Genomic DNA, 13,620 nt, shown 5'->3' on the forward strand with positions numbered 1-13,620 from the left:
CCTTTTATAATGTTTTAGGCTGAAAAGTCCGAAAAATAAACTCCTATATTCCTAGTCGTTTAATATGAATAAATCAAAATGTACATTTGTATTGCGAGTTTGTCAATGAGTTGAGATTAAATTTTTCTATTTAAGCTGAAAAGACCCTTGCGTAACCATAATGGAACGGCATTGGTTCATTCAACTAGTGCAAAAACCTCTATATCGGCAAGAAAACTGAGTCTGATGAAGCAAAGACTCAGTTTTTATATAAAATTTTGCCATTTCCTTTCCCTTTTCTTTCGCTTTTAGCAAACTGCCTATCCACTCAGACGCCGTAACGATCGTATATAAAAAACAGCTGACTCCGGATTCAAACCGGAATCAGCTGATTGATGTGAATTAATTAAGCTCATGAATACTTTCTTCTGCTTTAGCGGAAAACACTTTAGGCTCCAAACAGTCAAGGTCTTCATGAAATAAATTTACTTTTTGGATTTGCCGATTATCATAGTGGTGGAAATAGTAGTTTCCCGTGTCGTTGCACATCACGGAAGTATATTGCGTATAATGAATTTCGTCTTTTTCCGTTATCACTGCGCCTTTGGGTATCGTCATATTTGCCAAAATTTGAAAAGCGGCTGTTACACCTTTCGTTTCATCGGCTGCCGGCTCTAGGTGTTCTTTCAAATAAACAGCTCTGACAAACCGGGAGGGCGGTGTATAATCCCCCGGCAGGCCTACAGTCCCTAGGCCTTGGCCAAAAGCGGAAAGGGCTAATCCGCCCATTTCTTTGCTCTCTAATTGCTTCGGTCTGATTCCTGTATATTGCTGCAGATTGGTGACATGCCATGTAAAGTCGGGGCTGTTCGTCATGACACCAGGCTGATTGTCATAGACGTTGAGGCCATCTGCTCTCGGTTCTATCGTCAGGCTGCGTCCCGTCCGGTCTGACAATATCCAGTGAAGCGGTAAAACCGTATCCAATAGATCTAATTTTTTCTCTGCAATCGTTAAAGATCGAATCTTTTCTTTCACGTCATCCAAAGACTTACAGACTGACAGCGCCCATGTCACAAACTCATGCGGGGCAATGTGTACGGTGTTTTCCCGTATCGTTTTTTCGTACCCCGCATAGCCCGGAAAATAAAGTGCAGCACACGATAAACCGTTTTCATTAACGCCGTCTGCAAATAAAATATTACCAAGTTTTCTCCCCATACCGATAAATGCGTACTGTGTCTGATGGGCCTTTCCGTCAGCTTCACTACTCCAACTGTAACGGCGCGGATAGAGAATAACCTCTGTCCCCAGCTGAAATGCAAAATCCATTGTTCTCGCTAATACATGTTTACGGTCAGCGGTTTCCAATGTAAGACTTGTGCACATCTGATCAGTCCCCTTTTCAATTCAGATTAATATCATACATATTGTGAACGAATTGGTTTTATCAGCATAACGAAAGTCAAATCGATTCGTCAAAGAATTGACATTACATCAAATAAAACGAAAAAATCCAGCCTTTAAAAGGCTGGATTTTTTATTTAGCCAAAACAAGCTCGTGAATCGCATGCGCAACACCATGTTCATTATTGGAGCGCGTTTGAAAGTTTGCGGCCTCAAGCACTTCCGGAATGGCGTTTGCCATGGCAACGCCGCAGCCGGCCCATTCGATCATTGTCAGATCGTTGCCGTTGTCGCCTATGCTCATGACTTCCGCCTGCTCGATTCCGAGCAGATTCGCCAGCTGACGCACAGCGTTTCCTTTGCTTGCTTCCGGATGCAGAATTTCGTAAAAGAAAGGAGCGCTTCTGACCATCGTATACTTTTCTCTCACGTCTTTCGGTATCGATGTAATGACTTGGCTTAAGTGTTCTGGTTGATCAATAAACATCACTTTCGGAATGAGAATGTCTTTAGGCATCTCCTCAATCTTGCGGTAATGAAGCGGCACCTGTGTCACGTACGACTCATATACGGTAAATTCGCTGATATCACGGTTAGGCGTATACAGGTTGGCTGAGTCGAAGAAGTGCATCGGTGTCTTCAGCTCTAAGCTCAGATCATATAATGATGCCAAATCATCATATCCTAGAGACAATTCCGTCACCACTTCTTTTGTATGCGTATTTTGAACAAGCGCCCCATTATAGGCAATGACGTAGTCGCCTTCCTCAATTAAATTGAGTTCATCTAAGTATCTCCGAACACCTCCGATAGGCCGGCCGGTGCAAAGGACAATTTTTACCCCTTCCGCTTTTGCGGCATGCAGTGCGTCGCGGACCTCCGCCGTCACTTCATGATGATCATTTAAAAGTGTTCCGTCCATATCAATTGCTATTAATTTGTACATCCTGCATCTCCTTCGTGTCGTTTTCAGGCTATAGTCCCATCATATCGTTTTTTCTTTTTGATATTCAACTGAAAGCGATGATTTTCTCCTGTTTCTGTTTAGACGTCTGCCTTGTCTCCGGATCCGCGTGCGCGGCTTTCGCTTTCGTTCTTCACCCTTTTCGCCGCTTTCTGCTTGTTTCTGTTTCATCAGCAGGAAGCCGGCAGCTAAAAATGGAATACCCGTGATATTTAAGATTGCAAGCTTCACACCCGCCGCCGCCAAAAAATATGCCCATGAAGATGAAGGATTCCGTCTGATCATCACATAAGCAGCCATTTCCAGAACAATCATGACCCCATGAAGCACTAAACAATAGATAAGCAATGCAATCACAAAAAATAGAACATAATTCACCATGGCGCCCGAGTACATCATAGAACGCAGCATTTGCATAAACGATAACGACTGCATCGTTCCGTTTATGACATTCGGATTGTAGATTGTATAGTCACTAAATAAATGTTTGATTTTGAGAAAAGCCCATAATACCAACAACCATTGAATGATATGTAAAATAAGGCCTGTTAACACCAGTCTTTCCGCTTTTTTATTTCTCATGTTTCTCCTCCTTGCGGGCCTTTGACTCGATTCTAGTCATCGTTTTTTCCTGACCATTTTGCTCCCATATCAACGTCCCGTCTTTCCCTCTTTTCAGTTTGCTTTTGAGCGGATAATAGGAGCCAAGGTACTGGATCTCAATGGAACCGTCAGCGCTTTGAGATATTACCTTGTATTCCATAAAGGGCAGCTGCACCTCTCCTCTCCCTTCAATCACCTCCGTCTCGAGCACCTTGTCTTTGGTAAATGTGACCGTTGCTGATTTCACGCCATCCATGGGACCGGGGATAATGCACTCATCCCAAGTTCCGTAATAAAACGGCGTCTCGTCTTTTGGCTGCTGACAGCCCGAAATGATGAGACATACAGCAGACAGGAACACAATAACAGGTCCTTTTCTGCTCAGCGTCATCACCGTCCTTTCTTACTTTTTTAGGCGAATGCCGTGTCACTGTGCCAATGACTACATAGATTATAAGGAATTCACCCACATTTCTTTTTAAGGAGATTGATTACATGAACCCTTATCAATATTACAGCCCGCAGCTCCCTCAGCAGGAACCCTACTATAGCCAATATGAATACAATCCATATCCGGAGCAGGATGTATACCAGCCATACCAGACGGACAGACAGCCGGCATTGGAAAGAAGAATCGCTGCTCTTGAACGGCAAAACGAACAGCAGACAAGAGAATTAACCCGTCTGTCGAATGAGGATCGCCGTCAAAACCGGGAAATTGCAAGATTGGCCGATCAGGTCAATCAGCTAAGCCAGACTGTTGAACGCCATACACGCCGCTTAAACCGGCTCAATCAGCGCCTCCGCGCCGTAGAAAACAGATTAAATATCCCATTTACTGCGGGCGAAGGCGGTTTCTGAAGCAAGAAAAGAAAAAAGCGGAATACGATTCTCCAGATGTCGGAGTTTCGTTTTCCGCTATTCTTATGTGCAGAGCGGGACATTTACATAAAAAGGGTTTTTACAAGTATACAATCTTTGCCGATTTCATTCAAAGATAGAGGGGGTAAGGAAAATAATTGTAGTTCCCCTTTTGCAGAATTTCTTTTGGTTCGGGTCGCATGATAATACCGACAAATGTCAATTGAACATACGGAGGGGTCATTTATGCACAATACGCAACACAGCCTGCAGCAGCTGAACCAGTGCCGCCAGACAGCTCAGCAGCTTATTCAGCAAACACAGCAAAGCAGCAACCAATATCGCCAAATGCTTCATCAGGAGCAGCAAAACATCCAAATGCTGCAACAGATTCTAAACCACGAACAACAAGCTGCACATACCATTCAGCAAGCGCTGCATGGACATGACACAGCCATTCAAAAATGCCAGCAGGTTGTCAACATGTGCAACCAAATGCAGCAGGAACTTACTGGACAATCCAGCGTCATGAATACGAATGTGTCTACACTTCCATTCGGCCAAAACACGCCATTTCAGCAGCAATCCTACCAGCAGTAACATATAAAAAGCTCAACACAATGCGAGTGTTGAGCTTTTTTCTTACTGTTCTTTGCGAATATGTATATCTTGAATAGACTGTTTCGGTGCATGAAATCTGCTCTCGGCTTCACTTCTTGCCTCAGCAAAGGCCCGTGCCTCCACATTGTCTTTGTAGACATCCAGCTGAATCAGATACAGCGGACGCACTTTAAAACCGTGAATAATCGTCACAGCCCACAACGGGAGCACAATAAGCAATCCGGGCGGATCAGGCAGCACGAAAGCAAACGCAAATACGAAAAAATAAATGATTCCGTATATGATCCACTTTTTATTTCTAACCTTGATGCCAATAAATAAAAAGGCAAAAAAACTGGTAATGGCAAAAGGCATGAAAATAAACAGCATCCACCAGCTATGAAGCCATTCCCATGCGGCACCTCTTTTTGTGATTTCCATATTTTCCTCCTCCTTTTTACCTATAATAATCGATTAAGAATACCGCGTCACTTGTATAACAAAAACTTTCTCCTATTAAAATAGTGATAGACGGGGCACAGGTTTCTTGCTATATTATTAATTGATAATGATAATCATTACTAATCGATCAACATACATATTGGAGGGTTCTTGATGAAAAAGAACACATTGCTCGTTGGCATGCTTGTGCTGCTTATCATGTTTGCCAGCGCTTGCAGCGGCACGGCTTCGAAAGGAAGCTCAAGTGATTCCGCTTCCGAAAAGACAGAAATGAGAACATACAAATCAACAAAAGGGAACGTCAACATTCCTGCACATCCGAAACGCATCGTCACTGATTTTTATGCTGGGGAATTGCTGTCTGTTGGGGCAAATGTGGTCGGCTCGGGCTCATGGTCATTTGATAATCCATTTTTAAAATCAAAGCTGAAAGATGTAAAGGATGTCGGTGATCCGATCAGCGTTGAGAAAGTAATGGAGCTTCAGCCTGACTTAATTGTTGTCATGAATGAAGAGAATGTCGATAAATTAAAGAAAATCGCTCCAACCGTTGTCGTTCCTTATAACACAGCGAAAAACGTCGAAGATACCGTTGCAATGTTCGGAGATATTGCGGGCGCCAAGAATAAAGCAAAATCATTTATGGCTGACTTTAACAAAAAAGCGGAAGCAGCCAAAAAGAAAATAGCCGGCGTCATCGACAAAGATGCGACCTTCGGCATTTATGAAAACACGGACAAGGGCGAATTCTGGGTCTTCAATGACAATGGCGGTCGCGGCGGCCAAGCTGTATACAACGCGCTTGGATTAAAAGCGTCTGAAAAGATTGAACAAGATGTCATCAAAAAAGGCGAGATGAAACAGCTCTCCCAAGAAGTGATCCCTGAGTATGCCGCAGATTATATGTTCATTACGGACTACAATCCGAAAGGCGAAAGCAAAACACTCGACAAGCTGAAGGAATCCTCCATTTGGAAAAACCTAGACGCTGTGAAACATAACCGTGTGTTTATGAATGATTTTGACACCTTCTATCCGTACGATCCGATTTCTGTCAGCAAACAGGTGGATATCATCACCGACATGCTGATCAAACGGGCCGAAGAAAATAAAAAATAAAAAAACGGCACAGTCATGACGCTGTGCCGTTTTTTGATTCACTTTAATTTTGACTGTACGGAGTCCGCCATATCTTCAAACTTGACTTCTTCCCAGGTCTCGACATACTTTCCTTTCGCCTTCACCTTCAAATACGCGTTCTTCCGAAGCTCTTTGCCGGCGAAAAAGGTCACTTCTTCTTTTTTTCCGGATGCATTGTATCCGTCTAATGTATACTCAGTACCGCCTGGGCTAAGATGTTTGCCATCTCGATCAATCTGCACATAGACATCTTGCTGGTGAATAAACGGATTAAATCTGTCTGTAACATCGTTATGAAAAAAGAGAAGCCCGCATATGACGGCAGCAGCCGCCAAGACGGCCAGGATCGCCATTGCTTTTTTCATCTTTGCACTCCCCTACTTGTTCATTTTTTTCAAATAGCTTGACCGCACCGCGAGGAAGAATAGAAGCTGAAAAAGGAAAAACCCTCCGATGGTGAGACTGAGCGGTCCCGCTACATCGGAATAGCCTTCCACAGCCAATGTTCTCAAGGCAAACAGCGTATGCATAACAGCAATGACAAATGGAAAGAAAAAGAGAATCGCTAATTGTATCGTCACGCTTTGTGACATCTCACGCTCACTCAAACCGATTTTGGCCAGCGAACGGTAGCGCTCCCGATCTTCTTCTAAATCGGTGAACAGCCTGAAATATAAGAAACTTGCTGCCGCGACAAAGAAGACGATCGCGATAAACAGGCCGATGAATAAACTTAAGCTCGGCAGCTGCACCGTATCATAGTAGGTGCCGGCTTTTGCCATAAAATCAGAATGCACATCAATATAGTTGCCGTAAATCTCATTTTTCAAGGATTGGCTGATCCCAAGACTGTCTTTCCAATGATCGTAGCTGTAGCCGTATAATGACGCTTTATCACCGAGTGATTTGAGCTGATCAAAGGTTTGATCGTTCACCGCGATGATGGCATTCAATGAGATCAGCGGTTTTTTGACTTCTTTTACTGACAATTTTTGTCCGGCCGGCTTGCCTTTTTGGTTCAGCAGCTTCAGCTGATTCGGCGCTTTGTTTTTGAAATTGCGGTCATACGTGCCCGGGAAATAGACAGCCTCATCATGTTTCAGGCCGCTCAGCTTAACATGGAAGTATTTTGATACATCCGATTCGCTGATCATGTAAACAGGGGGGACAGTTTCTCCTTCCTGATAGCGAACATAAGAAACATCTATTTTGTCTTTCTTATACGTAAAGCCGTGTGTTTTCAGTTCATGGTCAATTTTTTTCAAATGAGTCTGTTCTTTTGGATTGTTGCTGTAAGATAAATACTCCATTTCATAAGCGGACTCTTCCGCCCCGACGGTCGATTTGTACATCGCGAGCACGCCTGTCGCAGTAAACGCAACCGCTGAAATAATGCTGACAATAAAGAACAGGCGGGCGTTGTCTTTTAAACGATAGACAAGGTCAGAAACCCAAATGACGTTTTTCCCGCGCAGATAAAAGGTTTTCCACTTCTTCAGCGCGCGCAGAATCCAGATGCTGCTTTGGCTGAAAAAGAAATACGTTCCGATGACGGTGAGCAGTAAAATGATAAACGGCTCGGCCCCGTGGACATTACCTTTAAGGACCATGCCGTACCCGCCGCACAGACAGGCGATGCCGAATAAGGACAGTAGCACGGACGGCTTAGGCTCCGGTTTAACCTTGTCAGTGCCCTTTATTAATTTGATAACCGTATTTGATCTGACAAAAAGGATCGTAAACTGCGATAAAAAGAAAAATAAGAGCAGAAATCCGCAGGCCGTAATACCGAGCGCTTTCCAAGGCATATACAAAGGCAGCGCGTCCATTTCTAAAATATAAGCGCCGACCGTAAAGAACGTCTTTGAAAAAATGAATCCTCCGATAATCCCGGCTGCAATTGACATGACGCCGATGATCATATTTTCCGCCGTAATGAGCTTTCTCAGCTGTCCCGGCGTAATACCCTGCATAAGCAAAATGCCGAATTCTTTATTTCTCGATTTCAAAAATGCATTAACCGAATACAGAACAAATAAGAAAGAAAAAACAAAGATCATCCATTCCGCGGCGGTTAGGCCTTTTTTGGCGATGTTATTTAGATAGCCTTCCTTTAATGCCGGATGAAACAGGAACATCGCAAAGGTAAAGAAAATCAACACGGAAAAGGCGCTGCTTAAAAAGAATGCAAGATAGGCCCTTTTGTTTCTCGTGACGTTTTTATAAGCGAACTGAAGAAAGGTCATTTGCGTTTCCCCCCAGCATAGACAGCACATCGAGAATTTGTTCATAAAATACTTGGCGGTTTTCCCCGCGGTAAATCTCATTAAACAGTTCACCGTCTTTTATAAAGATGACGCGGCGGCAGTAGCTTGCCGCAACAGGATCGTGGGTCACCATCAAAGCCGTGACATGATCATCCTGATTCAGGCTCTGCATCGTTTCCATGACGTCTTTTGACGCTTTGGAATCAAGGTTTCCCGTCGGTTCATCGGCCAGGATGAGTGACGGCTTATGAATGACCGCTCTTGCGATGGCGGCCCGCTGGCGCTGGCCTCCGGACACTTCAAACGTCCGTTTGTTGAGCAGGTCTTCGATTCCGAGCTTTGCCGCGATGCCGTGCAGTTTTTCTTCCATGACAGACGGCGCTTCTTTTTCAAGCGTTAACGGCAGCATGATATTTTCACCGATCGTCAGCGTGTCCAGAAGGTTGAAATCCTGAAACACAAATCCGAGCTGCTTGCGGCGGAAATGAGCGAGCTTTGTCCGCTTCAGCCGGTGCGGGTTTTCTCCGTGAATCAGGATATCGCCTGAATCCGGCCTGTCGATCGTTGAAATGATATTCAAAAGTGTTGTTTTTCCTGACCCGGACGGTCCCATCACCGCCGTGAACCCGCCTTCTTCTATTGAAAACGAAATTTGTTTTAAAGCTTGATAGGACACTTGTCCTTTATAGGTTTTATTTATATGTTTGACTTCAAGCATATTCGCCATGAGAATCCTCCTTATGGTTTTATTCTTGCTGGTCTGGGCTGCTTTCATGTAGTGCCGGGGCGTTCAACATAAAAATCCCCTTGACATAAATCCATGTTATCAAGGGGACACAAAACGAGCTATGTTGTTTTCTTAACGCAGCCTTACATTTTTGTAAGAAATGAAAATCGAACTGATGTCCCTTCACCGGGAGACGAGCTGATGTCCACCGTATGATTGAGCTTGTCCGTAATTTCTTTGACGAGATGGAGGCCGATTCCCGTAGATTCTTGGTAACGCCGCCCGTTTTCACCGGTGTAATAAGGGTCAAACACCCGCTTGATGTCTTGGGAGGGAATCCCGACACCGTAATCTTTGACTTCAAGCACCGTCCTGTCTTCATCGCGGGAGACATTCAGCTCAAGTCTGTCACTCTTGCCCGCTGAATACTTGACCGCATTTGTGACCACTTGGCCGATCGCAAATTTAAGCCATTTTGCATCGGTGTAAATCTGATGATCATCGCAAATGTTCATTTTCGGATAAACGCGGTATTGAATAAAAAATCGTTTATAGCTTTGAATGACTGATTGGAGAAGCTCGGACAGGGAAACTGCTTCAACTTTAAAATCCCGCTCAAACAGGTCGAGCCTTGATGAATAAAGAAGCGTCTCCAGCCCGAATTCAATCTGCCGGACTTCTTTTTTGATTTGTTCAAAAACGGGCTCATCCTCTTCCTGAATGATTAAATTAATGACCGACAGCGGCGTCTTTACTTGATGCACCCATTGATTCATATACGTCACCCGAGCGTCAAGCTTGGCTTCGGTCTCATGGAGCTTCTGGTGCTGAAGCCGAATCAGCTCCATCTGCTTTTCATACAGCTCTGAACAAAACACTGAAGAACCGAGATACGGAATGTCCGTCCCTTCCTGTCCTGAACTGAGCCAATGATACACGCCGCGGTCTTTGTACCAGCGATAGGCAAGATAGCCCGCCAAAATAAGAAGCTGCACGCCCAATATGTAAAACAAGTGAGAAAAAGAATGAAGACCCGCAAACCAGTAATAAAAGAAGACAAACAGCCCTTGAAGGAGAAAAAGCAGAATCAGCACGGCATGAGACCGGAGAAACAGCTTCATGACTGCATCCTCAGCTGGTAGCCTTCGCCCCGCACCGATTCAATCGATACAGGCGCATTCAGCTCCCGCAGTTTTTTTCTGAGCCGCGTGATATACACGTTAAGTGTATTATCATCGACGAAAATGTCGGTGTCCCACGTTTTTTCCATGAGACGGTCACGACCCGTCACCTTTTCTCCCCGCTCCAGCAGCACTTCCAAAAGCTTACTTTCTTTTTTAGAAAGCTCGCTTTTTTCGTCCTGAAAGCGCAGTTCAAACCGTTCCACAAAGAGCTGCACACCGGCATATTCAATCACTTTCTCTCCCTGCTTGGCGGCGTACTCTCCGTATGCCCTGCGAATCTGGCTTTTGATTTTCGCCAGCACAATATCATAAGAAAACGGTTTTTCGATATAATCGTCTCCGCCGTTTTCAATCGCCATCACCTGATCCATTTCCCCGCTTCTGGCTGAAATGAAAATGATCGGGCTTGTGGAGTGCTGGCGGATTTGGCGGCACCAATAATAGCCGTCATAGGACGGCAGGTTGATATCAAGCAGCACCACATCAGGCTTTTCCCGCAAAAAGACATCAAGAACAGCCGTGAAATCTGCGGCGACCACGGTTTGGTATCCGTATTTTTCTAGATAATTCTGCAATAGTCCGCGAATGTCTTCACTGTCTTCCACAATCATGATTTTATTCAAACTGAACCACTCCCGTTTCTTACACTGCTGCCATCATCATAATCGTTTCAGGGGTACGGACGCAACACCGCACAAAAAAACCGCCATCTCGGCGGTTTCAGGTCTCTTCAGCCGACCTGCTGCTTAGCTGCTTTACCGGCTGATCCAAACTCTCTCATTTTGCTTCGCACTGTCTCTTCCACAGCTTCAATGCCGGGTGTCATATAGCCGCGCGGTTCGTACAGATCGCTGTTTTCCTGAAACATGCGGCGTGTTTCGTTTGTCCAGGCTACCATACATTCCGTATTGATATTGATCTTCGCGTGGCCGAGCGTGATGGCTTTTTTGATCTGATCCTGCGGAATCCCGGATGCCCCGTGAAGAACGAGAGGAATATCAGTCATGCGGGAGATAGCCTCCATTTCCTTAAATCCGAGATTCGGCTCACCCTGATATTTGCCGTGTACAGAGCCGAGGGCGGCGGCCAGCGCGTCGATATTGGTTTCTTTAACGATCCGCTCACATTCCGTGATATCGGCATAGCGGACCCCGCCGACCAGTCCATCTTCCATTCCGCCGACCGTGCCGACTTCGGCTTCTACTGACACGCCGTGCTTTGCGGCATAATCGGTGACTTCTTTTGTCATCGCAATATTCTCGTCAATCGGCTGATGTGACCCGTCAATCATCACTGAACTAAATCCCGCGTCAATCGCTTGTTTGCAGCGCTCCACACTGCTTCCGTGATCAAGGTGAAGCACAACGGGAACGGTGATTGATAATTCTTCAATCAGCGCATTGACCATCGCGGCTACGGTTTTAAATCCGCCTAGATAGTCGATTAACCGATCCGATGCCGCCGCGATCACAGGTGACTGTTCTTCCTCTGCCGCCTGCAAAATCGCCTTCGTCCACTGCAGGCCGTTGATATTAAACTGCCCGATCGCGTATTGCTCCCGCTTTGCATCTTCAAGAAGCTCTTTCATCGATACAAAAGCCATGTTCACCCCTCCTTTACATTACATGCTGAAATATTTTGATACCGCATCGATTGTAGTTTCTTTCGCTGTTTGAATCGTTTCTTCCGCACTGAGCTTATAGTATTCAGGCCGGAACAGCTCAACGGATACCACATCAGAGAAGCCGATTTCCTTGAGGGCTGATAAGTGGGCATCCAAGTCAATCGCCCCTTGGCCGGGCCATACGCGATCTTCATCCGTTAAAAAGCCGATTGGGAAATCTTCCGTATCGTCAATATGATAAATAAAGATTTTCTTCCCGTCCGCCTGCTTTAAGCTTTCCATATTTGATCCCATCGCATGGAAGTGGAAGCTGTCAAAGACAAGCCCGACATTGTCGCGGCTGACAGTATTGATGATGTCATACGCCTGTTCAAATGTATTGACCGTACATTGCGGATGTCCGACAAATTCAAGGGCGATTTTTACGCCGTACAGTTCGGCGATATCAGAAAGCTCAGTCAGAACCTCTACACAGCTCTTTTTGATCTCTTCTTTTAAGATTTTCTGCTCTGTCACAAGCGGAACGGCCACCACATATTTCACACCGAGGGTTTTGCAGGTTTCCATCATGCCCTTAAATTCAGCGATGATCTCCTGATAGCCCTTTTCATCACGGTTATTGAAGAAAACGAGTGCGTTTAAGGCAAGCGGTTTAATGTGATGGGTTTGAAAGTATTCCGCAAGATCGGCCAATGAATGGTCTTTTAAGTACTCCGGCAGCTTATCCATTGTGCGGATTTCAATATAATCATAGCCATGCTTTTCGCATAGCTCTAAATCCTGTTTAAGATTTGAGTTTTCCAATGTAGTTGCTTCATTAAAACAAAGTTTCATGTCAGACTCCCCCATCTGCGTGTTAGATATGAAGGGAGTTCGGCAGGAAGGCTGTTCGCCATATCCCGCCGAACTCCATGCTCAGCTTATGCCAGACCTAATTCTTCTTTCATTTTTTTAAGCATAAATCGGCTTGATTCATCCGCTCTTTCGTCGACCCAAGCAAACACGGCATTCGTCGCAATTCCGTCGAACTTCATCTCTCTCAGTTTTCTGAAAATCGTATCAAAATCAACCTCGCCTTGACCAATGTCCAAATGCTGGTGAACCGTTACTTTCGCGTCAGGCGGATTGACGATGTAACGCAGGCCGTGAGCCGCTTTATGATTAAAGGTATCTGCAAATAAAACGTGTGTGAGACGGTCGCCGGCTTCGTCAAACATGGTCGCGATATCGCCTTTTCCGTCATCATAGAAGAACGTATGCGCAGTCGAGTAGACAAGGTTGATCCAATCCTTGTCAAGCGCGCGGATCATATCCATCGCACCTTTGTGCGTTTCGATAAAATCGTACGGATGAGCTTGAAGATTGAGTTTAATGCCTTCCTTTTCAAATACTGGCAGAAGCTCATCCATGGATTTGATAAATTTTTCTTCGCTTGTTAAAGGATCATATTTTGAACCGCTGAATTCACTGTTCATCAAATCCACTTCAAGTTCAACCGCAATTTCGATCGCCCTTTTCCAGTTGCGCACCGCAGCCTGGCGGCGGTCTTCTTCAGGACCCGCCCAATGGTAAAGCGGAAGGAGTGATGAAAGCTTAACACCTGTATCCCTTAAAAGCCGCTTTAATTGTTTGATCTTTGCTGAATCGACTTTCGGATATTTATAGAATGGACAAAAATCCTCGCGCGGGGAAAGTTCGATATATTCATAGCCAAGCTCCGCCGTTTTATAGACCATTTCCTCCAACGTTAAATCATCTCGATACATCGATGGATCCAATGCTAATTTCATTTTTTTCACTCC

16 protein-coding genes and 1 pseudogene are annotated in these 13,620 nt (G+C 45.0%); 3 read left to right on the plus strand and 14 right to left on the minus strand.

Translation table 11 applies throughout. The annotated features are described in order from the left end of the window. Positions 1 to 176: 176 nt before the first annotated feature. The 5 genes and pseudogenes from P3L57_RS19830 to P3L57_RS19850 form a co-directional block, all read right to left on the minus strand. Positions 177 to 395, minus strand: a pseudogene (locus P3L57_RS19830) (hypothetical protein). Continuing rightward, positions 382 to 1,368: a penicillin V amidase gene (gene yxeI, locus P3L57_RS19835; RefSeq protein WP_069486693.1), complete on the minus strand. Its 987-nt coding sequence runs from the start codon at positions 1,366 to 1,368 to the stop codon at positions 382 to 384. The pseudogene P3L57_RS19830 and the gene yxeI overlap by 14 nt, the downstream one beginning before the upstream one ends. A gap of 151 nt (positions 1,369 to 1,519) precedes the next feature. Continuing rightward, on the minus strand, positions 1,520 to 2,332 hold the full coding sequence (gene yidA, locus P3L57_RS19840; protein WP_059335270.1) for a sugar-phosphatase: 813 nt from the start codon (positions 2,330 to 2,332) through the stop codon (positions 1,520 to 1,522). Positions 2,333 to 2,371: 39 nt separating this feature from the next. Further along, positions 2,372 to 2,932: a hypothetical protein gene (locus P3L57_RS19845; protein ID WP_069486692.1), complete on the minus strand. Its 561-nt coding sequence runs from the start codon at positions 2,930 to 2,932 to the stop codon at positions 2,372 to 2,374. After that, positions 2,922 to 3,344, minus strand: a complete 423-nt coding sequence (locus P3L57_RS19850; protein ID WP_069486691.1) for a DUF3255 family protein — start codon at positions 3,342 to 3,344, stop codon at positions 2,922 to 2,924. Before P3L57_RS19850 ends, P3L57_RS19845 begins: the two co-directional genes overlap by 11 nt. Positions 3,345 to 3,448: 104 nt before the next feature. On the opposite strand from P3L57_RS19850, the gene cotNE reads away from it, so the two are divergent. Together cotNE and P3L57_RS19860 are read left to right on the plus strand one after the other, a co-directional pair. Continuing rightward, positions 3,449 to 3,814, plus strand: coding sequence for an inner spore coat protein CotNE (gene cotNE / locus P3L57_RS19855; RefSeq protein ID WP_044160076.1), 366 nt, complete (start codon positions 3,449 to 3,451; stop codon positions 3,812 to 3,814). Positions 3,815 to 4,060: 246 nt separating this feature from the next. After that, complete coding sequence (locus tag P3L57_RS19860) at positions 4,061 to 4,414, plus strand: hypothetical protein (protein WP_059335272.1); 354 nt, start codon at positions 4,061 to 4,063, stop codon at positions 4,412 to 4,414. 42 nt (positions 4,415 to 4,456) lie between these two features. On the opposite strand, the gene P3L57_RS19865 is transcribed toward P3L57_RS19860, so the two are convergent. Continuing rightward, a complete protein-coding gene (locus P3L57_RS19865) occupies positions 4,457 to 4,855 on the minus strand; it encodes a hypothetical protein (protein ID WP_069486690.1) in 399 nt (132 codons plus the stop codon). 174 nt (positions 4,856 to 5,029) lie between these two features. On the opposite strand from P3L57_RS19865, the gene P3L57_RS19870 reads away from it, so the two are divergent. Next, positions 5,030 to 5,995, plus strand: a complete 966-nt coding sequence (locus P3L57_RS19870) for an iron-hydroxamate ABC transporter substrate-binding protein (protein ID WP_277617465.1) — start codon at positions 5,030 to 5,032, stop codon at positions 5,993 to 5,995. Positions 5,996 to 6,033: 38 nt separating this feature from the next. Here P3L57_RS19870 and P3L57_RS19875 read toward each other — a convergent pair whose 3' ends face one another. From P3L57_RS19875 to P3L57_RS19910, 8 genes are all read right to left on the minus strand, one after another. Next, positions 6,034 to 6,381, minus strand: a complete 348-nt coding sequence (locus P3L57_RS19875) for a YxeA family protein (protein WP_069486688.1) — start codon at positions 6,379 to 6,381, stop codon at positions 6,034 to 6,036. A 12-nt stretch (positions 6,382 to 6,393) separates the two neighbouring features. Next, entirely contained in the window at positions 6,394 to 8,262 is a 1,869-nt protein-coding gene (yxdM, locus tag P3L57_RS19880; protein ID WP_069486687.1) for an ABC transporter permease YxdM, read from the minus strand. Next, positions 8,237 to 9,010, minus strand: a complete 774-nt coding sequence (yxdL, locus tag P3L57_RS19885; RefSeq protein WP_015240899.1) for an ABC transporter ATP-binding protein YxdL — start codon at positions 9,008 to 9,010, stop codon at positions 8,237 to 8,239. Before yxdL ends, yxdM begins: the two co-directional genes overlap by 26 nt. Positions 9,011 to 9,153: 143 nt before the next feature. Further along, complete coding sequence (gene yxdK, locus P3L57_RS19890; RefSeq protein WP_069486686.1) at positions 9,154 to 10,131, minus strand: two-component system sensor histidine kinase YxdK; 978 nt, start codon at positions 10,129 to 10,131, stop codon at positions 9,154 to 9,156. Beyond that, positions 10,128 to 10,817 (minus strand): two-component system response regulator YxdJ, encoded by a 690-nt coding sequence (gene yxdJ, locus P3L57_RS19895; protein WP_044160083.1) that lies wholly within the window; start codon positions 10,815 to 10,817, stop codon positions 10,128 to 10,130. The genes yxdK and yxdJ overlap by 4 nt, the downstream gene beginning before the upstream one ends. Positions 10,818 to 10,924: 107 nt before the next feature. Then, on the minus strand, positions 10,925 to 11,797 hold the full coding sequence (gene iolJ, locus P3L57_RS19900; protein ID WP_069486685.1) for a 6-phospho-5-dehydro-2-deoxy-D-gluconate aldolase: 873 nt from the start codon (positions 11,795 to 11,797) through the stop codon (positions 10,925 to 10,927). A gap of 18 nt (positions 11,798 to 11,815) precedes the next feature. Next, positions 11,816 to 12,652 (minus strand): 2-keto-myo-inositol isomerase, encoded by an 837-nt coding sequence (iolI, locus tag P3L57_RS19905; RefSeq protein ID WP_069486684.1) that lies wholly within the window; start codon positions 12,650 to 12,652, stop codon positions 11,816 to 11,818. Positions 12,653 to 12,738: 86 nt separating this feature from the next. Beyond that, a complete protein-coding gene (locus P3L57_RS19910; protein ID WP_059335278.1) occupies positions 12,739 to 13,608 on the minus strand; it encodes a sugar phosphate isomerase/epimerase family protein in 870 nt (289 codons plus the stop codon). Between the last annotated feature and the right edge of the window lie 12 nt (positions 13,609 to 13,620).

Source organism: Bacillus sp. B28, from assembly GCF_029536185.1.
Lineage (GTDB): Bacteria > Bacillota > Bacilli > Bacillales > Bacillaceae > Bacillus > Bacillus halotolerans.

Coding starts and splice junctions, on each gene's coding strand:
- iolI (WP_069486684.1), bottom strand. CDS start 12,652: ATGAAACTTTGTTTTAATGAAGCAACTACATTGGAAAACTCAAATCTT.
- P3L57_RS19860 (WP_059335272.1), top strand. CDS start 4,061: ATGCACAATACGCAACACAGCCTGCAGCAGCTGAACCAGTGCCGCCAG.
- P3L57_RS19850 (WP_069486691.1), bottom strand. CDS start 3,344: ATGACGCTGAGCAGAAAAGGACCTGTTATTGTGTTCCTGTCTGCTGTA.
- P3L57_RS19870 (WP_277617465.1), top strand. CDS start 5,030: ATGAAAAAGAACACATTGCTCGTTGGCATGCTTGTGCTGCTTATCATG.
- P3L57_RS19910 (WP_059335278.1), bottom strand. CDS start 13,608: ATGAAATTAGCATTGGATCCATCGATGTATCGAGATGATTTAACGTTG.
- yxdK (WP_069486686.1), bottom strand. CDS start 10,131: ATGAAGCTGTTTCTCCGGTCTCATGCCGTGCTGATTCTGCTTTTTCTC.
- yxeI (WP_069486693.1), bottom strand. CDS start 1,368: ATGTGCACAAGTCTTACATTGGAAACCGCTGACCGTAAACATGTATTA.
- yidA (WP_059335270.1), bottom strand. CDS start 2,332: ATGTACAAATTAATAGCAATTGATATGGACGGAACACTTTTAAATGAT.
- iolJ (WP_069486685.1), bottom strand. CDS start 11,797: ATGGCTTTTGTATCGATGAAAGAGCTTCTTGAAGATGCAAAGCGGGAG.
- yxdL (WP_015240899.1), bottom strand. CDS start 9,010: ATGGCGAATATGCTTGAAGTCAAACATATAAATAAAACCTATAAAGGA.
- yxdM (WP_069486687.1), bottom strand. CDS start 8,262: ATGACCTTTCTTCAGTTCGCTTATAAAAACGTCACGAGAAACAAAAGG.
- P3L57_RS19875 (WP_069486688.1), bottom strand. CDS start 6,381: ATGAAAAAAGCAATGGCGATCCTGGCCGTCTTGGCGGCTGCTGCCGTC.
- P3L57_RS19845 (WP_069486692.1), bottom strand. CDS start 2,932: ATGAGAAATAAAAAAGCGGAAAGACTGGTGTTAACAGGCCTTATTTTA.
- P3L57_RS19865 (WP_069486690.1), bottom strand. CDS start 4,855: ATGGAAATCACAAAAAGAGGTGCCGCATGGGAATGGCTTCATAGCTGG.
- cotNE (WP_044160076.1), top strand. CDS start 3,449: ATGAACCCTTATCAATATTACAGCCCGCAGCTCCCTCAGCAGGAACCC.